Origin of the sequence: Pseudomonas sp. WS 5021 (assembly GCF_012985535.1) — a bacterium.
Lineage (GTDB): Bacteria > Pseudomonadota > Gammaproteobacteria > Pseudomonadales > Pseudomonadaceae > Aquipseudomonas.
This window is the reverse complement of the sequence record NZ_JAAQWP010000001.1, coordinates 1,181,381-1,201,916: the sequence shown is the minus strand read 5'-3', so window position 1 is coordinate 1,201,916 and position 20,536 is coordinate 1,181,381. Positions and strand designations below refer to the sequence as shown.

General features: G+C 62.2%; 14 protein-coding genes. 6 read left to right on the top strand and 8 right to left on the bottom strand.

All coding sequences use genetic code 11. The features are described 5' to 3' along the window. Positions 1 to 76 precede the first annotated feature (76 nt). A complete protein-coding gene (locus HBO19_RS05615) occupies positions 77 to 4,867 on the bottom strand; it encodes an NEL-type E3 ubiquitin ligase domain-containing protein (RefSeq protein ID WP_170057029.1) in 4,791 nt (1,596 codons plus the stop codon). 194 nt (positions 4,868 to 5,061) lie between these two features. Here HBO19_RS05615 and mnmC point away from each other — a divergent pair, with 194 nt between their 5' ends. From mnmC to HBO19_RS05590, 5 genes are all read left to right on the top strand, one after another. Further along, positions 5,062 to 7,059 carry a bifunctional tRNA (5-methylaminomethyl-2-thiouridine)(34)-methyltransferase MnmD/FAD-dependent 5-carboxymethylaminomethyl-2-thiouridine(34) oxidoreductase MnmC gene (gene mnmC, locus HBO19_RS05610; RefSeq protein ID WP_170057028.1) on the top strand — a complete coding sequence of 666 codons (1,998 nt, stop codon included), beginning with the start codon at positions 5,062 to 5,064 and terminating at the stop codon, positions 7,057 to 7,059. A gap of 509 nt (positions 7,060 to 7,568) precedes the next feature. Beyond that, on the top strand, positions 7,569 to 9,341 hold the full coding sequence (locus HBO19_RS05605; RefSeq protein WP_169952772.1) for an N-acetylglutaminylglutamine amidotransferase: 1,773 nt from the start codon (positions 7,569 to 7,571) through the stop codon (positions 9,339 to 9,341). A gap of 3 nt (positions 9,342 to 9,344) precedes the next feature. Further along, a complete protein-coding gene (gene ngg, locus HBO19_RS05600; RefSeq protein WP_169952774.1) occupies positions 9,345 to 11,090 on the top strand; it encodes an N-acetylglutaminylglutamine synthetase in 1,746 nt (581 codons plus the stop codon). Positions 11,091 to 11,260: 170 nt separating this feature from the next. Continuing rightward, positions 11,261 to 12,445, top strand: coding sequence for an osmoprotectant NAGGN system M42 family peptidase (locus HBO19_RS05595; RefSeq protein ID WP_115127811.1), 1,185 nt, complete (start codon positions 11,261 to 11,263; stop codon positions 12,443 to 12,445). A 59-nt stretch (positions 12,446 to 12,504) separates the two neighbouring features. Beyond that, entirely contained in the window at positions 12,505 to 12,732 is a 228-nt protein-coding gene (locus tag HBO19_RS05590; protein WP_003192759.1) for a YheU family protein, read from the top strand. Here the strand turns inward: HBO19_RS05590 and csrA are convergent. Then, complete coding sequence (csrA, locus tag HBO19_RS05585) at positions 12,729 to 12,923, bottom strand: carbon storage regulator CsrA (RefSeq protein ID WP_170057027.1); 195 nt, start codon at positions 12,921 to 12,923, stop codon at positions 12,729 to 12,731. The genes HBO19_RS05590 and csrA overlap by 4 nt on opposite strands. A 175-nt stretch (positions 12,924 to 13,098) precedes the next feature. After that, positions 13,099 to 13,914, bottom strand: a complete 816-nt coding sequence (locus tag HBO19_RS05580) for an SDR family oxidoreductase (protein WP_170057026.1) — start codon at positions 13,912 to 13,914, stop codon at positions 13,099 to 13,101. A gap of 329 nt (positions 13,915 to 14,243) precedes the next feature. Here HBO19_RS05580 and HBO19_RS05575 point away from each other — a divergent pair, with 329 nt between their 5' ends. Further along, positions 14,244 to 14,396 carry a DUF3309 family protein gene (locus HBO19_RS05575; protein ID WP_032863216.1) on the top strand — a complete coding sequence of 51 codons (153 nt, stop codon included), beginning with the start codon at positions 14,244 to 14,246 and terminating at the stop codon, positions 14,394 to 14,396. Between the two features lie 69 nt (positions 14,397 to 14,465). On the opposite strand, the gene HBO19_RS05570 is transcribed toward HBO19_RS05575, so the two are convergent. From HBO19_RS05570 to HBO19_RS05550, 5 genes are all read right to left on the bottom strand, one after another. Further along, a complete protein-coding gene (locus HBO19_RS05570) occupies positions 14,466 to 16,553 on the bottom strand; it encodes an LTA synthase family protein (RefSeq protein WP_170057025.1) in 2,088 nt (695 codons plus the stop codon). Between the two features lie 392 nt (positions 16,554 to 16,945). Then, positions 16,946 to 17,137 (bottom strand): PLDc N-terminal domain-containing protein, encoded by a 192-nt coding sequence (locus tag HBO19_RS05565; protein WP_003172956.1) that lies wholly within the window; start codon positions 17,135 to 17,137, stop codon positions 16,946 to 16,948. Positions 17,138 to 17,204: 67 nt separating this feature from the next. Continuing rightward, positions 17,205 to 17,735 carry a hypothetical protein gene (locus HBO19_RS05560; protein WP_170057024.1) on the bottom strand — a complete coding sequence of 177 codons (531 nt, stop codon included), beginning with the start codon at positions 17,733 to 17,735 and terminating at the stop codon, positions 17,205 to 17,207. Between the two features lie 41 nt (positions 17,736 to 17,776). After that, complete coding sequence (locus HBO19_RS05555; protein ID WP_170057023.1) at positions 17,777 to 18,292, bottom strand: ankyrin repeat domain-containing protein; 516 nt, start codon at positions 18,290 to 18,292, stop codon at positions 17,777 to 17,779. A gap of 109 nt (positions 18,293 to 18,401) precedes the next feature. After that, a complete protein-coding gene (locus HBO19_RS05550; RefSeq protein ID WP_170057022.1) occupies positions 18,402 to 20,228 on the bottom strand; it encodes a long-chain-acyl-CoA synthetase in 1,827 nt (608 codons plus the stop codon). Positions 20,229 to 20,536: the final 308 nt, after the last annotated feature.

Below are 20,536 nucleotides of genomic sequence, written 5' to 3'. Positions count from 1 at the left end.
CAAGATGGATCAAGACTAGCGGATTGGGCAGCGTGGCGGGCAAGGAATTCCAGGCCACTTGCCGTGGATCAATGGCTCAGCCCTCGGGCACATGGCAGATGCCCAGGTCCTGGTGTTTCAGCATCTGTAGGGTCAGGCGCTCTACCACCTCGGCGATGGCCTGCCGGCGAGGGGCCTGCAGGTCTTGCATTTGCCTGAGGTAGTCGCCGTCGGTGAGGTTCTGGCTGTTCTCGAAGAGCAGTTGCTGCTGTACATCAAAAGGTTCAGTCGCGGCCTGGAAGGTGCTGGGAAATTGCTGCTTGAGATGGGTTTTCCAGAACGACAGTTGCGTCAAAAACTGCAGGAGTGCAGGTGACAGCTCGGCCGTGCGCACCTGGGAATGGGCGAGTGCCAGCCCTTCGGGGGTCACATTGGCAATCGACACATACTGCGCGTATTTGGGTTGCCTCGGCAGCTCCAACTCCTTGGCCAACCCCATGCGAAACGCCAGGCTGACCTCCAGCGGATCCTCGCTGGCATGCTCGGCCGCATAGCCCAGGGCAATTTTTTCCAACTCGCCCAGGCGAAACAGGCGCCGGCCCAGGCTCAGGAATCCGCCGGGGCTGCCCTGCCTGCGTCCGGCCTGTAGCATCGCCTGCTCGACCTCCATCAAGACTTCGATCTGGCTGAAAATATCAGCGGCGCCATCGCCACAATTCACCGGATGCGCCGCCAGCTGAAACACCCGCTCGCGCAGCTCGATACTGTCATGGCTCGACTGCAAGACGTCCCACACCCGCCGGCTCAAATCCTCGCGCACGTGCCGGCTGTCAGCGGTCCTGGACAATTGCGCAAGCAACTCGAACAGCGGCGCGCAGTCCGGGTCATCGCGCAGGTTGGCCCAGATGCCGCGCTTGATCGCATTGCGATTGGCCACTTCATCCGGCAGCCACAACGCCCGGGCTTTCAACTCAGTGAAGCGCGATTGATCGTCATCGACATAGCCCATGCCAATACCCACCGCCTCGCGGTAGCGCGTGAGCGCTGTCACCGCCGAGGTGCACAACGGGTTGCCCGCCAGGTTGAGTGCCTGGCTGAAACTGCGGGTGGCGCTAAACAGCCATTCGGGCAGCAGGGTGATCCAGTTGTCGCGCAGGTCCACCTGGTCCAGATAGGCCAGGCGCCCGAGCCCGGAGGGCACGTCGACGATGCGGGTGTCCTGTAGCAACAGCGTATGCAAGCCGCGCATGGCGCTGACATCCAGGTGCCCTTCCACGGGGTTGTGGCTCAGGTCCAACAGCTGCAACGTGCTCATATCGGCGAGCTTGCGCCGGGTGTATTCGGTCAACGCCAACTGATTGTGGGACAACGACAGGCTGCCCAGATCAGGCATGCGCGACAGATATTCCGGCAACCGGGTCAGGCGGTTACGGTCCAGGTCCAGGCGGCGCAGCCCCTTGAAGCACTTGAGGAAATAAGCCACGTCATCACCCAGGCGCATATTGCGCAGTGACAGGCGCTGCACATGGTCGAAGCGAATTTCAGGTGGCAGGTTCGGCAACGAGCCCACGCGCATCCCGTCCAGGGACAGGCCAGCAACGGGCAGCTCGCGCTCATTGGGCATAAAGCTCTGCTGGCGCCAGCAGGCCTCGATACGCTCGGCCACTTGCTGGCGGCTCTGGCGGATGTTCCTCAGGCCCGGTTGCTGCTCCAAGCCGCCGATGTCGTTTTTCCAGTGTTTGAGTACCGCACGCAGGCGCCCAAGCTCGGCGCGCAGACGCTCTACCGCATGGGCACGAGCAAGTTCGTCGGCCCCCAGGCCCTGCAGCAACGCAGAGGCTTGAGCCTGCGTGAACAGCGGATAAAGCCACTGCAACTTGCGCACCAGGGGCGAGTTTTGGGTAAAAGAGCCGGTGGGTGAATCCGCCACACGGCAAGGTGCTTGCACTGCCTGGGGCTCCAGTGCCCCATCGGAAAACGCCTCGGCGGCGCGATCACGCTCACTCTGGGCCCTGGCGGCAATCAAGCGGCGCAACCGCCATCCATGCTCGGCCTGCGCCTGGGGCCTGCCCAGAGTGCTTGCGTCTTCAATGGCCTCAAATAGCCCGTCCACTCCGGAACGCACACTACCCAGGCTCAGGCCACTGGCATCGAACGCCTGGAACCCTGCAGCCGTACGCACCACCACCAGCCGCACACTGGCACCTTCGACGGCGCCCACGGCCAGTAACGCCCCCTGGGGTGAATCTGCGCGCATCTCCAGGTGCAGCCGGGGATCCCAACCCTCGATGCGCGGCAGCGTGCGCACCGCCACGCACTGGGTGTCGAGGCCGGCCAATTCCGGCTGTTCGAAACCGGCCAAGGCGCGATCCAGACGTTGTTCGGCCAGCGCAGCACGCACCGCCTCTGCCAGGCCCATGGGCACTCGCTGCTGCTCGCGCAGCAACTCGAGCTCCACCGACGAGGCGCGCGCCATCAACTCGCGCATCACCCTGGACGGCAATTGCGCATAGGTGCTGCGCAGTACCGCCCACTCCTCGGGCACTGGCCCGTCATAGGCCTGGTACATCTGCTCAAACAGCGGCTTGCGATCCGCCTTGAGGTGCGCCAGTAAGCGCCGCGCCAACACCCCATGTTGCTGGTCGGCAGCAACGTCCTCCCCCAACAGGGCGAGTTTTTGCGATTCGTCGAGCTCCGACAGCAGCACATCAAACACTTGCCCTTCAGCCACTGCGTGCTGCGTGATTGGCAGCCTATGAGTGCCACTAGCGGGGTAACGCGCCGTCACCGCACCCTGCGCATCCACCACCTCGAAATAGCGTCCCTCGGGCCAACCCGGCAACAGCGCCAAGGCCTGCATCTGCGCGGTCGCGTGTTCAGCATTGAGGTACACACCACGCTCCAGCAGCCAGATCAGGTCGCGAATCGATTGCTCCACCCGGAACCGCTCATACACATCACGAAAGCGCGCGGGAAAGGGCAAGCACTCGCGAGCCAGGTGGTACGCCCAGGGGGGCTGCATATCCAGGATGTCGCTGACCAGGCGCAGCTTGCGCGAATCCAGGTGGGGGTGACGACTGCCGGGCTCCAGGCGCGAGAACAGGTAATCCTGGTCCTCCCAGCGTTCAGGCTGTTCGAATGCAAAGCGCCAGGCGCCCTCGCCGTTGTGCAGGAGCGCAGGGCGATAGGCATCCTGGCGTGTCGGATGGAGGGCGTGCCATTGGCCCAGCTTGGCGTCAAAGGCAATCCGATGAACGAAACCGACCACTTTGACGTAGCAATGGCCGCCAATCCGGTAGATGCCTTCTGCGTCCGCCATCACGTTCTCGGGCAACTGCTGACGGTGCGCGTACCGGGCAATATCGGGCCGCCAGAGCCGCAGATGTCCATCGGTCGAGCGCACCGCTTCCAGCTCCGCAAAAAAGCGCCCCATGCTCAACTGCGCGCGCTTCAACACGTTGCCCACCACTTTGGCGCCGGCTGCGAACACCACCATCGAGGTGATACTTTGCGCCACCGCGCCCAGTTGCCTGAGCGCCTCGCCCTTGTCCCCCCGCCGCCAGTCCTCGATGCCGTCATACACCTCGCCGAGCAGTTGCCCCACCGCCACGCCCGTCATCAGCAGGGCCAAGGCCGGGACGACAAAACCGGCGAGGTTGAGCAAGGTCAATCCAGCCTCCAGATACTCCATCAGGCGCTGCTTGCGCACCTCTTCGTCCACGTCCGCCACGGGCACCGCCAGCGTGCGCGCATCGATCTGCAGCTTGCCCACGTAAGTACTGAAAAAGTGCCTGGCCAGGCTCACCATGACGGGCCGGGCCTCCAGCACGCCAAGGCTGCGGTGCTCGTCGAATCGCGAGAAAAACCCCACCCGGTCAACCTCTCCCAGGTAGCCGGTAAAGAAGCGCCGATAGCTGCTCACTTCCAGCTTCAGTTCCAGGTAAACCTTGAAGTCGTTGAGGGATGGGTACTCGAAAAACGGCCGCTGCGGTTCATTGGGCATGTAGACCACACAAGGCTGCTGGGGGTATTCGCCAATCGGGCGGGCCGAAAACACCAGCACGCTCCACAGGCAGCAATCGCGTGCATTGAGGCCTTGCCAGAGCACCGGGCGCCCTTGGTACAGCTGGCTCTTCGCCGCGGCCGGGCTGAGGTCCTGCTCCAGCAATGCACACAACATGGCGTAGGTTTCGCGGCTGATATCGCCGCGCATCAGGGCGATATGGGCATCGATCTTTACGTCCAGGGTTTTCATCCGGCCGATCGCCAGCGCCACGTCACTGGCAACGCCCTCGTCGCGATCGAGGTGGAACACCTCATTGATGTGCTGCTGGTACCGACGCCCGAGGTCGAGCGCCCGGCAACCTTCGGCAAACTCATGGGGCGCAACGCCGATAACGCTGCGGTCTTGCGCTTGCAGCCGCGACTCGAGGGGATATCGCTCGGCAAGGGCCTCATCCGCCGAAAAGTTCTGCATGGCCCTATGCAACAGGCTCTGTTTTTCCAGGCGCACGGTGCGCTCATACTCGCGCGGCAACACATCTGCCTGATACTCGTAGAAGGCCCGGATAAACAGGTCCTTTTTTGGCTCCAGCGTGACCTGCCACTGCGCCTGGCCGTAGGCCTGCAACTGCTCGCTGCAAAATTCGTCCAGACTGCGCAATGCCTGCAAGTGCTGCGTGACGCCTGCCTTGGCCTCTTCAACATACGCCGCGTCCCGCTCCAGCGCCTCCAGCAACCCTGGCGGGGAATTGATCATCCAGCCCGGCAGACGCTGTTGCAGGACCTGGGCCTTGGCCAGGTCGCCAGTCATCTCCAGCAAGGCAGCTTGCAACTGCTGCCGGGTCAATTGAGTGAATGTGTGGGTCAAATCAGCCTGTGCCTGCATGCGCAATGTTCCTTATTGCCATGGATCAAAACACCACGATACCCGCTGCGCCATGCTCGATTAACGCTGATTCCTGATCGCTTGCGCGCCATTGCAGAGGTTTTTTGCATGGATCAAATAGCCGGCTAACACCCGCGCCAACCCTGGCCCCCGTGATCGACTAGAATGGCCGCCTTGCCTTTGCCGAGTTGCCCATGAACCCCGTACAGCCCAATGCCCAGCTCGACTGGGACGACCAGGGACGCCCGCGCTCGCGGGTGTTCGACGACGTGTATTTTTCCGACCAGTCGGGCCTGGAAGAAACCCGCTACGTGTTCCTTGAACAGAACCGCCTGCAAGAGCGCTTTGCCGCGCTGCCGGTGGGTGGGCGCCTGGTGATCGGGGAAACGGGGTTTGGCACCGGGTTGAATTTTTTGTGTGCCTGGCAACTGTTTGCACAGCACGCGACGCCGGGGGCGCGCCTGCATTTTGTCAGTGTGGAAAAGTACCCCCTGAGCCACGCCGACCTGCAACGCGCCCTCGCCCTCTGGCCAGAGCTCAAACCGTTGGCCGAGCAATTGCTGGCGCAGTACATCGCCATCCACCCGGGTTTCCAGCGCCTGGTCCTGGATAACGGGCGGGTGACGCTGACGCTGCTGATCGGCGATGCCCTGGAGCAACTGCCGCAGCTCGACGCCCAGATCGACGCCTGGTTCCTCGATGGTTTTGCCCCGGCGAAAAACCCCGAGATGTGGACCGCCGAGCTGTTCGCCGAACTGGCGCGCCTGGCTGCCCCCGGCTCGACCATCAGCACCTTCACCAGCACCGGCTGGGTGCGGCGCCTGCTCAATGGCGCCGGGTTCAAGATGAAACGCACGCCGGGCATCGGCCATAAGTGGGAAATCCTGCGCGGTGAGTTTCTTGGCTGGCCGGCCGACGCGGCGCCAGTTGCGGCGATCAAGCCGTGGTTCGCCAGGCCACCGGCCCCCAAAGGCGAACGGCGGGCCCTGGTGATCGGCGGCGGCATGGCCGGTTGCGCCAGCGCGGCCAGCCTCGCCGCACGGGGCTGGCAAGTCAGCCTGCTGGAACGGCATGCCGGCCTGGCCCAAGAGGCCTCGGGCAATCCGCAAGGGGTGCTCTACCTCAAGCTGTCGGCCCATGGCACGGCCCTTTCGCAGATGATTGTCAGCGGGTTCGGGCATACCCGGCGCCTGCTGGAACACTTGCAACGGGGGGTGGATTGGGACGGTTGTGGCGTGCTTCAACTGGCGTTCAATGCCAAGGAGGCCGAACGCCAGGCGCAACTGGCCCAGGCATTTGCCCCTGACTTGCTGCACCTGCTGGACCGGGATCAGGCCCAGGCCCGCGCCGGGATTGGCCTGGAGCATGGCGGGTTGTTTTTCCCCGAGGGCGGCTGGGTGCATCCGCCGGCGTTGTGCCAGTGGCAGGCAAGTCAGCCGGGGATCACGGTGCATGTGCATCATCAAGTGTTGGCGCTGCGCAAAGTCAACGATCAATGGCAGGCCTGGGACAGCGACCGGTTGCTGGCCAGCGCCCCCGTGGTGGTGCTGGCCGGGGCGGCCGAGGTCAAGCAGTTTGCCGCCAGCGCCGAGCTGCCCCTCAAGCGCATTCGCGGGCAGATCACCCGCTTGCCACAGACTGCCGCCAGCCAGGCGTTGGCAACCGTGGTCTGCGCCGAAGGCTATGTGGCACCGGCCCGCCTGGGCGAACATACCCTGGGCGCCAGCTTTGATTTCAAGAGCGATGACCTGACCCCCACCGTCGCCGAGCACGCGGGGAACCTGGAACTGTTGCAGGAAATCTCCCCCGACCTGGCCCAGGGCCTGCGCACCGCCACGCTCGACCCGCACACCCTGAAGGGCCGCGCGGCGTTTCGCTGCACCAGCCCGGACTATCTGCCGATTGTCGGGCCACTGGCCGATCCCCAAGCCTTCGCCCTGGCCTTTGCCGCCCTGCGCAAGGACGCCCGCCACACACCGGACACCGCCTGCCCATGGTTGGACGGCCTGTACGTCAACAGCGGCCACGGTTCACGGGGCCTGATCACCGCGCCGCTGTCGAGTGAACTGCTAGCGGCATGGCTGGACAACGAACCGCTGCCCCTGCCCCGCAGCGTGGCCGAGGCCTGTCATCCCAACCGTTTTGCGCTGCGGGCGTTGATTCGCAGCAACGTGGCAAAAACACCTGGCTAAACTCGCGCCCGCCACTTTCGGCATACGCCTGCTCAATGGCCAGGAGCACCTGGGAGTCGGCCTTGACCAGCCAGGTCGGCAGCCGGTCTTACAAGACCTGCGCCTTGTCCAGGTCACCGGTGAAATCCAGCAGCGTTGCCATCAATTCGTCCTGAGTCACAGGTTCGACAACCTGGCTCAAATGACCTGTTTGCGTGATTCACAACGTTCCTTCATTGCATTGTTCAATGACGCCAGACGATAAGCCCACGCTCGCCTTGAAAAGGTTCAAATAGCTGGGGAGTTGCCTGGCGAAACACCCCATTATTTGCATCTGAGCTCAACCTGATTACCCCCCGTTTCACCCACGCCCCGCAGACCGCGGCGGGGCCCGCGACACAAGCAGGCCGTTTGCCATATAACTTATTGATCTAAAACTCCACCTATAGCCACGGGTCAGTCCTTGGGTACCCGCCGTTTTGGCGCGTGCATGTTTGCCCCTCCCCAACGGAAAAACCGGTAAGGACTTTATGTGCGGATTAGCTGGAGAACTGCGTTTCGATCATCAACCTGCCGACCTGGCAGCGGTGGAACGAATCACCCATCACTTGGCGCCACGCGGACCTGACGCGTGGGGCTTCCATGCCCAAGGGCCAATTGCCCTGGGCCATCGTCGCCTGAAAATCATGGACCTGTCGGACGGCTCGGCCCAACCGATGGTCGACGCCCAACTGGGCCTGTCCCTGGCGTTCAATGGCGCGATCTACAACTTCCCGGAGTTGCGCACCGAGCTTGAAGCCCTGGGCTACGCCTTCTATTCGGGCGGTGACACCGAAGTGCTGCTCAAGGGCTATCACGCCTGGGGCGAAGCCTTGCTGCCCAAGCTCAATGGCATGTTTGCCTTTGCCATCTGGGAGCGCGACAGCCAGCGCCTGTTCATCGCCCGCGACCGCCTGGGCGTCAAGCCGTTGTACCTGTCACGCACCGGCCAGCGCCTGCGCTTTGCCTCGGCATTGCCGGCGTTGCTCAAGGGCGGTGATATCAACCCGATCCTCGACCCGGTGGCGCTCAATCACTACCTGAATTTCCACGCCGTGGTGCCGGCACCGCGCACCTTGCTGGCGGGCATCGAAAAACTGCCGCCGGCCACCTGGATGCGTATCGAGGCCAACGGTGCCACCGAGCAGAAAACCTGGTGGACCCTGCCCTACGGCCCCCATGACGATGAAAAACACCTGACCCTGGAAGACTGGACCGACCGCGTGCTCGACAGCACCCGCGAAGCCGTGGCCATTCGCCAACGGGCGGCGGTGGATGTGGGCGTGTTGCTTTCAGGCGGTGTGGATTCGAGCCTGCTGGTGGGCCTGCTGCGTGAAGTCGGGGTGCAGGACCTGTCGACCTTCTCCATCGGTTTTGAAGATGCCGGCGGCGAGCGTGGCGATGAGTTCCAGTACTCCGACCTGATCGCCAAGCATTACGGCACCCGACACCACCAACTGCGCATCGCCGAAAGCGAGATCATCGAGCAGTTGCCGGCCGCGTTCCGTGCCATGAGCGAGCCGATGGTCAGCCATGACTGCATTGCCTTCTACCTTCTGTCGCGGGAAGTGGCCAAGCATTGCAAGGTGGTGCAAAGCGGCCAGGGCGCCGATGAACTGTTCGCCGGTTACCACTGGTACCCGCAGGTGGACGGCGCCAGCGACCCTTACGCGGCTTACCGCGAGGCCTTCTTCGACCGCAGCTACGACGACTACGCGGCCACCGTGGCCCCGCAATGGCTGACCGCCAATGACGCCGCCGGCGACTTCGTGCGCGAGCATTTCGCCCAACCTGGCGCCGAGGCGCCTGTGGATAAGGCCCTGCGCCTGGACAGCACGGTGATGCTGGTGGATGACCCGGTCAAGCGTGTGGATAACATGACCATGGCCTGGGGCCTGGAAGCGCGCACGCCGTTTCTCGACTACCGCCTGGTGGAGTTGTCGGCGCGGGTGCCGGGCCGATTCAAGCTGCCGGACGGCGGCAAGCAAGTGCTCAAGGAAGCCGCGCGCCGGGTCATCCCCAGCGCGGTGATCGACCGCAAGAAGGGCTACTTCCCGGTGCCCGGCCTCAAGCACTTGCAGGGCGATACCTTGAACTGGGTACGTGACCTGCTGCTGGATCCGAGCCAGGACCGCGGCCTGTTCAACCCGGCGATGCTCGACCGCCTGCTCACCGACCCCCAAGGGCAACTGACGCCGCTGCGCGGCTCCAAGCTGTGGCAATTGGCAGCGCTGAACCTGTGGCTCAGCGAACAAGGAATCTGATTGATGAAACCTCACGCCACGGCCTACAGCCAACGCCTGCTGCGCGGCCAGGCGCCGTCCTACGAACGCCTGCAAGCGCGCCTGGCCGAAGACGGCAGCGAACCGAGCGCGCAACCGATTGCCGTGCATTGCGGGTGGGGCCGGCTGTTGATCGGCCATACCTTCCCCGACCCGGCGAGCCTGGCCCTGGAGCTGCTCAACGAGCAGCCGGGAGAACGGGATATCGCCCTGTATGTGGCTGCGCCCCAGCAGATCCTGGGGATCGATCCGCAACAGTTGTTCCTCGACCCCTCCGACACCTTGCGCCTGTGGTTCACCGACTACCGCCCGGCCACCCGGGTGTTTCGCGGCTTTCGCATTCGCCGCGTCCAGAGCGAAGCCGACTGGCAGGCGGTCAATCGGCTGTACCAGGGGCGCGGTATGTTGCCGGTGGATGCCAACCTGCTGACCCCGCGCCACCAGGGTGGCCCGGTGTACTGGCTGGCCGAGGATGAAGACAGCGGCGCAGTGATCGGCAGCGTCATGGGCCTCAATCATCAAAAGGCCTTCCATGATCCGGAAAGCGGCAGCAGCCTCTGGTGCCTGGCCGTGGATCCGCAATGCTCGCGGCCTGGCGTCGGCGAAGTGCTGGTGCGCCACCTGATCGAGCACTTTATGAGCCGCGGCCTGAGTTACCTGGACCTGTCGGTATTACACGACAATCGCCAGGCAAAAAGCCTGTACGCCAAGCTCGGCTTTCGTGCGCTCACCACGTTTGCCATCAAGCGCAAGAACGGTATCAACCAGCCGCTGTTCCTCGGGCCGGGGCCGCAGGCGGGGTTCAACCCCTATGCGCGCATCATTGTCGAAGAAGCGCACCGACGCGGGATTGATGTGCAGGTGGACGATGCCGCAGCCGGGTTGTTCACCCTCAGTCATGGCGGGCGCCGGGTGCGCTGCCGTGAGTCGTTGAGCGACCTGACCAGTGCGATCAGCATGACCCTGTGCCAGGACAAAAGCCTGACCCATAAAGTATTGAGCGCCGCCGGCTTGAAATTGCCAGCGCAACAACTGGCGGCCAGCGCCGACGATAACCTGGAGTTTCTCGACGAGCACCAGCGCATCGTCGTCAAGCCCCTGGACGGTGAACAGGGCCAAGGCGTGGCCGTGGACTTGCAGACCATCGAAGAAGTGCAAGGCGCCATCGAGGCGGCGCGCCAGTTCGACTCGCGGGTATTGCTCGAGAGTTTCCACGAAGGCCTGGACCTGCGCATCCTGGTGATCGGCTTTGAAGTGGTGGCCGCCGCGATCCGCCGCCCGGCCCAGGTGATCGGTGACGGCAAGCATAGCGTCGGCGCCTTGATCGAGGCGCAAAGCCGCCGACGCCAGGCGGCCACCGATGGCGAAAGCCGGATCCCCCTGGACGACGAAACCCTGCGCACCTTAAAGGCAGCGGGTTACGACTACGACAGCATCCTGCCTTCGGGCGAAGTGCTGGCGGTGCGGCGTACCGCCAACCTGCACACCGGGGGTTGCCTGGAAGATGTCACGGCGACGCTGCATCCGACGCTGGTGGATGCAGCGGTGCGTGCGGCGCGCGCCCTGGATATTGCGGTGGTCGGCCTGGACCTTATGGTGCCGGCCGCTGACCAGCCGGAGTACGTATTTATCGAAGCCAACGAACGCGCAGGATTGGCCAACCATGAACCACAGCCCACGGCAGAACGGTTTGTGGATTTGTTGTTTCCCCACAGCCAAACCACGGCTTGAGACATGAGCTGTCTGGACGGGCCTCATCGCGGGCAAGCCCGCTCCCACAGGTTGATGTGTGAACACATTTAAAGGTGGGAGCTGGCTTGCCTGCGATGGGGCCGGCCGAGGCAACACATACCCAGCCCCTCATCGAAACCATCGATGCCCTCAATTCATCAGGAGTTTCCATGACCCGAACCATCCCCGAACCGGATCTCAACTACCTGCAGAAAGTGCTGCTGGAAATGCTCGCCATCCCCAGCCCCACCGGGTTTACCGACACCATCGTGCGCTACGTCGCCGAGCGCCTGGAAGAGCTGGGCATCCCCTTTGAGATGACCCGGCGCGGCACCATCCGCGCCACCCTCAAGGGCCAGAAAAACAGCCCGGACCGCGCGGTTTCCGCGCACCTGGACACCATCGGCGCCGCCGTGCGGGCGATCAAGGACAATGGCCGCCTGACCCTGGCCCCGGTGGGCTGCTGGTCCAGCCGTTTTGCCGAGGGTAGCCGCGTCAGCCTGTTCACCGACAATGGCGTGATCCGTGGCAGCGTCCTGCCACTGATGGCCTCCGGGCACGCGTTCAATACCGCGGTGGATGAAATGCCAATCAGTTGGGACCATATCGAACTGCGCCTGGACGCCTACTGCGCCACCCGCGCCGATTGCGATTCCCTGGGGATCAGCGTCGGTGATTTCGTGGCCTTCGACCCGCTGCCGGAGTTTACCGAAAGCGGCCATATCAGCGCCCGCCACCTGGATGACAAAGCCGGCGTCGCAGCCTTGCTCGCGGCCCTCAAGGCCATCGTCGACAGTGGCGAACCGTTGCTGATCGACTGTCACCCGCTGTTCACCATCACCGAAGAAACCGGCAGTGGCGCGGCCGCCGCATTACCCTGGGATGTCAGCGAATTCGTCGGCATCGACATTGCCCCGGTCGCCCCCGGCCAGCATTCCAGCGAGCATGCAGTAAGCGTGGCGATGCAGGACTCTGGCGGCCCCTACGACTATCACCTGTCCCGCCACTTGCTGCACCTGGCGGCGGAAAACGACCTGCCGGTACGCCGTGACCTGTTTCGCTACTACTTCAGCGACGCGCACTCGGCGGTCACCGCCGGCCACGATATCCGCACCGCGTTGCTGGCCTTTGGCTGCGATGCGACCCACGGCTACGAGCGCACCCATATCGACAGCCTCGCCGCCTTGAGCCGCCTGCTGGGCGCCTACATCCTCAGCCCGCCGGTATTTGCCAGCGATGCGCAACCGGCCCAGGGCTCCCTGGACCGCTTCAGTCATCAACTGGAACATGAAACACAAATGGAGAGCGACACCCGTGTGCCCTCGGTGGACAGCCTGGTCGGACAGAAATCCTGAGGCTGGCAACTATGATCCCGGCACAGTAGGATCGCCGGGATCCACCATTTGAGGCTTGTATGCTGATTCCCTACGATGCACTTGAAGTCGACACCCTGACCCGCCTCATCGAAGACTTCGTGACCCGCGACGGCACCGACAACGGCGACGACACGCCCCTGGAAACCCGAGTGCTGCGCGTACGCCAGGCGTTGACCAAGGGCCAGGCGCTGATCGTTTTCGATCCGGAGAGTGAACAGTGCCAGTTGATGCTCAAGCACGATGTGCCCAAGCACCTGTTCGACTAAGGGTTGGCCACGGGCACCGGGTGCCCCTGTAGGCTGCGGATCTTTTCGTAGACCTCAGCCCGATGCACATTGACCCCTGCCGGCGCTTCCACGCCGAGTTTCACCTGGAGGTTGTTGACCTCCAGGATCCGCAGGGTGATGTGATCGCCGATGGAAATGATTTCGCCTACCGCGCGGCTAAGTACCAGCATGGCGTTTTGTCCTTTGGAAAGTTACCGGACCGCGACCATGCGCCCTCCCCTACGAGCCATCAATAACCTGCTAGATAAACAGATCCACCCTACAAACCATGGTTGCCTTAACTGACAGACGAATATCAAACAGCCCAATAAGTCCGCAAAAACATAAACCCATTGTTTATATCTTTCAGCCTTTGGCCGACTGCGCCTTGGCGCGCATTTTTTCCGACATGTTGGTCATTTCGTCATACAGCAACTGCGGATTTTTCTGCTTCAGTGCCCAGGCCATCCGCCCCTGTTCGTGAGGCAGGATCATGAAGTCACCGACGGCCACACGCTGGTAGATGTAATCGGCAATGTCTGCTGCAGTGATGGGCGAACTTTCCAGCAGTTTGCCGACCTGGGCCTTCATCGCCGGGGTCGGGCCGCGGAATGAGTCCAGCAGGTTGGTCTGGAAGAACGACGGGCACACCACATGCACCCCGACTTCCTGCTGCTTGAGTTCCACCAGCAGGCTTTCCGAGAGCGCCACCACACCGGCCTTGGCCACGTTGTAGTTGCTCATGGCCGGGCCTTGCATCAGGGCCGCCATGGAGGCGATGTTGATGATCCGGCCCTTGCTCTTTTCCAGCAGCGGCAGGAAGGCCTTGCAGCCCTTGACCACGCCCATCAGGTTGATTGCGATCTGCCAATCCCAATCCTCCAGGGACAGTTCGCTGAAGAACCCACCGGAGGCGACCCCGGCGTTGTTGACGATCACATCAATGCCGCCCAGCTTGACCTCACAGGCCTGGGCAAAGGCCGTGAGCTGGCTGTAGTCACGCACGTCACAGCGCTGGATAAACCCGTCGCCACCGGCCTGGCGCACCAGCGCGAGGGTTTCCTGCAAGCCCGGCTCGCTGACATCCGACAAGGCCAGTTGCCAGCCTTCGCGGGCCCAGCGCAGAGCGATTTCGCGACCCAGGCCGGATCCGGCGCCGGTGATCATCATGCGATTTTGCATAGGAAGTAGCCTTGTGGTTCAGGGAGGAAGTAAGCGCCAGTGTAGCGAAGGTTATTCACCGGCCCATGCACCATCAAGTTGCTGAATGCCCGGGGCAAACCAAAAGCCCGGTCGGATGCCGGGGCCTGGGGTAAGTTCAATCTTTTTAAACTAAGTGCGACACAGCACAACAATTAAAAAGGAAATAAGCCAGCGGCCAAATCGCATTAAAAAAACAGGGAATTTTCTGCAAAGTGCAGGAGTCGGATCAGTTAAGGCAGCCGTTTTAGATGTTCGGCTCTGGTATTAACAATCAGGTCTTTTCAGAAGACGAATAAGGAAAACACACTATGAGCCTCATTCTTATCATTGTTCTGATCCTCCTGCTGGTCGGCGGTCTGCCGGTGTTCCCGCACTCGCGCAACTGGGGTTATGGGCCATCGGGTATTCTCGGCACGGTGCTGGTGGTGCTGTTGATTCTGTTGCTGCTGGGCAAGATATAACCCCCCAGCGTTAAAAAAAATGCAAAAAAAAGAGGCCTTGTAAAAGGCCTCTTTTTTATTGCCGGGCGATTAGTCCGGCTTGCCGTCCACTACGCCTGCGGTGTTATCCAGCAGGCTCTTGGTGGCGGTTTGCAGGAACGACTCAAGTTTCTGCTTGAGTTGCGCCTCATCCGCCGACTCAGGGATCACCTTGCCACTTGGGTTGGCGCCCAGTTCGTATTGCCACAGCTTGGGTGGCATTTCCTTGGGCAGTACCAACACGCGGTCAGCGGTGAGCAAGGCCACGGTCTGGTCGCTGCCCGAGGGCTTGATCACGCCAAAGCCCTTGTCGCCTTCCGGCAGGTTGAGCAGGTCACGGCCCCAGCACTGGTGGCGGGTTTCCCCGCCCAGGCGGCCCATGATGGTCGGCACGATATCGATCTGCGTGCCCACGGTGTGGTCACGCACACCGAACTTGTCCTGCACGCCCGGTGCGATCAGCAGCAGCGGCACGTTGAAGCGGCCCAGGTCCATTTCGGTGATCTGTTGCTCGTTACCAAAACCATGGTCGCCGACGATCACAAACAGAGTGTCCTTGAAGTACGGCTCCTTGCGGGCCTTCTCGAAGAACTGGCCCAGGGCCCAGTCGGAGTAGCGCATGGCCGTCAAATGCTCGTTGAGGCGGCCACGGTCAGTCACCGCCTCGACCGGCAACGGCGTCGGCAAGGCGTACGGCGTATGGTTGGACAGGGTTTGCAGCAGGGCGTAGAACGGCTTGCCGCCTTCGCGTGCCTTCAGTTCCTGCAGGCCACGATTGAACATGTCCTGGTCGGACACGCCCCAGGTCGGATCGGAGAACACCGGGTCGACGAAGTCATTGCGGCCAATGAAGTTGGTCATGCCCTGGTTGCTGAAGAAGCCCGACTGGTTGTCCCAGGCGAAGTCGCCGTTGTAGACATACACGTCGTCGAAATCACGGGCACTGAGCAATTGCGGCAGGCCCGACAGCTTGTGGCTGCCTTCGGGGGTCTGCATCAGGTATTCGAAGCCTGGCAGGTTCGGGAAGCAGGCCATGGTGGCGAACATGCCCTGGTGGGTATGGGTGCCATTGGAGAAGAAGCGGTCGAACAGCAGGCCTTCCTTGGTCAACTCGTCGAAGTACGGCGTGATCTTGCCGCCACTGCCCAGGGCGCCCACCGAGTGACCGGCGAAGCTTTCCATCAGGATCACCACGACGTTCTTGATCGGCAGGGTCTTCTCGGCCGGTGGCGTAAAGTCACGGCGCACGGCGGCGGTGTCGGTATCCACCAGTTTTTCGTCAGGCAGCACCAGCATGTCGCGCACGGTCTGGGTGGCCAGCGGCTGCTCCAGGGTGGCTTTCCAGACGTTCTCGCGGTGCTCGGAGAACCGCGCCTTGGCCGCCCCGATCAGCGACAACGTGCCGTTGAGGCCCAGGTGGTTGGCGAAGTTCGAGTCGGTGGTGTACACGTCACCCCAACGCAGCGGCGGGCCCTGGCGCAGGGTGCCGCGCGCGGCGACCACGGCAATCAGCAGGCACACCACGAACACCGCGATGCGGCTGTACCACGGCGCGACCTGGCGGGTGCCGACGGTGCCACCGCTGAACGGGCCACGGGGGCGCGTTGCGCGGTCGGCGCCCTTGAAGGCGATGCTCAGGATAAACGTACCCACGGCCCAGCCCAGCAGGTAGCGCACCACCGGGAAACCGTACCAGAGCATGCTCATCACGGTTTTCGGATCTTCCTTGACGTACTGGAAAACCAGGCCGTTGAGGCGCTGGTGGAACTCGCGGTAGAAGTCCATCTCCATCAGGCCGAGGAACAGCGCAATACTGGAGACCACGGTCAGCCACAGCCGGAAGAACCCGCGGGCGGCCATGGCGCGCACGCTGAACAGGGCCAGGATCAGCGGGATGCTCAGGTACACCACCAGGCGCAAGTCCAGGCGCAGGCCATTGGCGAACGCTTCCAGGAAGGTCGCGGCCGGGGTGTCGAGCATCATGTCGCGGTTGTACACCAACAGTCCCAGGCGCAGCAGGGAAAGCATCACCATCATGACCAGGGCGCAGAGCAGCGTGTAGGCCAGGTGGGATTTGACGGTCGGTTGCAGCAGGCGACTAGCAGCTCGCTGCTGATTCAGGGCGTCCGGGTTTGCCATGTTGTTTGAGGACCCATTGGAAGTTTAAGTTGCGAAATAATGCAGCGGCGTCCTGCCCCGCCAATAAAGGCGCAGGGTCCAGGGTATTACGCGGTGGGCAGATGGTGCCCGATCAACGTCGGCAACGCTATTGATTACTCATTGCGCAGGGCTCCTGGCGGCACAGACGGACCGTGGCAGGAAAATAAAGCGGGGGAATTGTCTTGGATGAAGTGTGAAAATTTTGTGCAGCGAATATCTCGAAACACAAATCTACAGAACACAGCGTAATTAAAGGTGGGAGCGGGCTTGCTCGCGATAGCGGTGTATCAGTACCAGATTGATTGGCTGACACACCGTTATCGCGAGCAAGCCCGCTCCCACATTATTTATCTGCTTGTGCGCGCAGAGGGTCAGATCCGCACATTGCCCCGTGGCCCGGCGATGGCCCAGATAATCAGGCCAAGTACCGGCAACAGCAGGATCAACAGGATCCACAACACTTTGGCCCCGGTGCTGGCGCCGCTTTTGAACACGTTGATGATCGCCCAGATATCCAGCGCCAGGATGATCAACCCGATCAGACCATTAAATGTGGAACCCATGGTGTCGCTCCTAAGTGAGGGTTTGCCTGTTTAGGATAGCCAGCCCTGACGAGGGTTCCGTTTTATTTCAGACATGCACTGCGATGCGCAGGGCTTCCAGGGACGGTTCGCCCTTGATCCCGAGTTCGGCACACAACGCCAGCACCCGTGACACGTCGTTGCCATATACCAACACCGCCTGGATCTCGTCATCGAGCAACTGGCTGAAGTTCATCAGGGTATAGCCGCCGTTTTCCGGGTTCATGGCGTCGAGCTGGATCTGGATGCGATTGAGCGCCGTCAGGGCTTCGGTCTTGGCCAGTTGCTTGGGCTTGAGGTTGAACGCTACGTCGGGGCCAAAGGAGGCGACGATCTGGGCGAACAGGTCCTGGTAGGTATCGGCCTGGAACAGCACCGTCTCCGGCAGGCTGCCCACCACAATCCACTCGCCCAGGGGGATGGGGAAGCTGTCGTCGTAGTTGATATCGGGGTTGGCCGCCAGGAATCCATCGGCATCGGCGTAGGCCTGACTGGCCTCATCGGCGATCCGCACGATCTCGGCGTCGCCCAGGCAACCGGAACTGATTTTAGTGATGAGTTCGACGAGCGCGGTGTTCATGGGCGAATCCTGTGGCGAGGCTGATTTTGAGGGCGCAAAGCCTACACCAGTTTTTGCAACTGCGCCGTCGTATCCGCTGCTCCCATGGCCTGGGCCGCACCCAGCGCGGTCACACCCTGGGCATCCGTGGCCTTGGGGTTGGCCCCGACGCTGAGCAGGTACTCGACCATCTCGGTACGGTTGAACATCGCCGCCATCATCAGCGCCGTGCGGCCATCGGCAGAAGCGCCGTCAACCGGGCTGCCGCCCTCGATCAACGCCTTGACCACCGCCAGGTTGCCCTTGAATGCCGCGCCGGCAATCGGCAGTTGGTTCTTATCGTTGGCGATCTGCGGGTCGGCCTTGAACTCCAGCAGCACCTTCACCGCCTCGGCGTGCCCGTGGTAGGCGGACAACATCAACAAGGTGTCGCCATTGTGGTTACGCAGATTGACCGGCAAGCCCTTGGCCAGCAGCGCGGCCAGCATGGCGGCATCGCCTCGACGGGCGACGTCGAAGACCTGCTCGGCAAATTCGGCGGCTTCTTCTTCGGTCATTTGTTTGGCTTGATCTGACATCTGCGGCTCCCTGGAGGGTGTGGCGTAAGGCCGTCAGTTTCCCGAGCAGCGCCACGCCTGTCACCCCTTTTCTATCGAAAGCTTCGATAGCCAGACTCTATCAAGTGCCTTAGTAGCGATACTTTCCGCCCTGGATATCCGCCAGCACCTGGCCGGTTACCGGTACGTAGGCATCCGTACCCGGCAGCCAGGCATACAGTGGATCGTCGCCAACCCGGGCCGGGTCGAACGCTTCTTCCTTGAGCCGCACCTTCTGGTACTTGAAAGTGCCGGTGGTTTCCATCTTCACCTTGATCCGCAGGAACAGCGGCACCGCATAGGCTGGCATCTGGCTCTGGGCGAATTGCAGCAACGCCTGCATATCCAGGGTGGCCAGGGATTCGGACGGGGTAATCGCGGCCATCCCGGCACGACCGTTGGTGTTGGCGATTTCCACCCCGTAGGCCACCGCCTCAGTGATCTGCGGGTGCTGCATAAAGATGTTCTCCACTTCGGTGGTGGAGACGTTCTCGCCCTTCCAGCGATAAGTGTCGCCCAGGCGGTCGACGAACTGCGCATGGCCAAAGCCGATACTGCGCAACAGATCGCCGGTGTTGAAATAGCGATCGCCCTTCTCGAACACATCGCTCAACACCACCTTGCGGTTCTTTTCCGGGTCGGTGTAGCCATCGAACGGCGCTTTGTCGTCGATCCTGGCCAGCAGCAGGCCCTGGCCGCCCTTCTGCACTTCACGCATAAACCCATTGCTGCCACGGATCGGCTCGCAGGTGTCGTGGGCGTAGTCCACCAGCGCCCAGTGCATCAGGGAAAAGCCGATGGTGTTGTCGAAATTCAGCACGTTGGTGAAGCCGATATTGCCGTCGCTGGCCGCGTACAGCTCGCAGATATGATCGACGCCAAAGCGCTCCTTGAACGGCCCCCACACACCAGGACGCAAGCCGTTGCCGATCATCTTCACCACGCGGTTGTCGCGGTCGCGCTCGCTGGGCGGCTGGTCGATCAGGTAGCGGCACAACTCGCCGACGTAACCCAGGGTGGTTGCGTTGAATCTGCGCACATCGTCCCAGAACTGGCTGGCGCTGAACTTGCGCCGGATGGCAAACCCCGACGCGCCGGCAATCGCCGAGCCCCAGCACACACACAGCCCGGTGGCGTGGTACAGCGGCAGGGTGCAATAGACGACGTCTTCAGGCCCCATGTCCAGGGCAATGGTGCCGAAGCTGGCCGAGGACTTCATCCAGCGGCCATGCTTGAAGATGCCGGCCTTGGGCAAGCCCGTGGTGCCGGAGGTGTAGATATAGAAGCAAGGGTCGTTGAAGTAGATCTGTTGGCTGCTGGCCGGGTTATCCGTCGGGCAGTCCGCGCTGGCGGCCATCAGGTCGATATAGCCCTGGGGCACCGGCGCCGCCTGCTGATCGGCGACATACCAGGTACGCAGCGGATCAATCGCCACCTGCCCCCGCACCGCGTCGAAGGCCTCGACCAGTTCGGCGCCGACTACAATCGCCACGGGGTTGACCAGGGTCAGGCTATGCACCAGCACCGCCTGGGTTTGCGCGGTGTTGAGCATGGCGCAGATACCGCCGATCTTGGCCACCGCCAGTACAGTCAGCAACAGCTCGGGGCGGTTTTCGATAAATAGGGCGACCACATCGCCCTTGCCAATACCTTGGGCCTGCAAGTGATGGGCGATGCGATTGGCGTGCTGGTTGGCCTGGCGGTAACTGAGCACCTGGTCGCCATATAGCAGCGCGGCGCCCTCGGGGTTGCGCTGGGTAGCCTGCTCGAAGGTCCAGCCCAGCCCGCAGGGCTGGTCGGGGTCAGTGATGTTGGCGACGCGGATCCCGCGCACCAACCGTGGCAGGGCCCGGACAATGGTCGGCACCTTACGCAACATCATGCCGAGGGTGATCATCTCGCTGTTCGGATTGCTCATGCACAGAAGTCCTTTTTCTTATTGTTGGTAGGGTGCGCGGGCCTTCATGCGGCGTAGGACCGTTCCTGAATGCCTTGCAGGAAAATACGCCAGCCGTTCCTTGGCTGTACACGCAGGATTTGCAATGTTTTGTATCCCGCCCAAAGGTGAACGCCAGCACCGCTCGTCAGCGGCCAATAGCGCAAAATGCAGGATGCACGATGGCCATTCATGCATATTGCACGAATCTGAAAATTTCGAATTTTTATAAGATGCTGATTTATATGATGTTTTTATAAATAGCGATACTGGCACAATCACTGCACCTA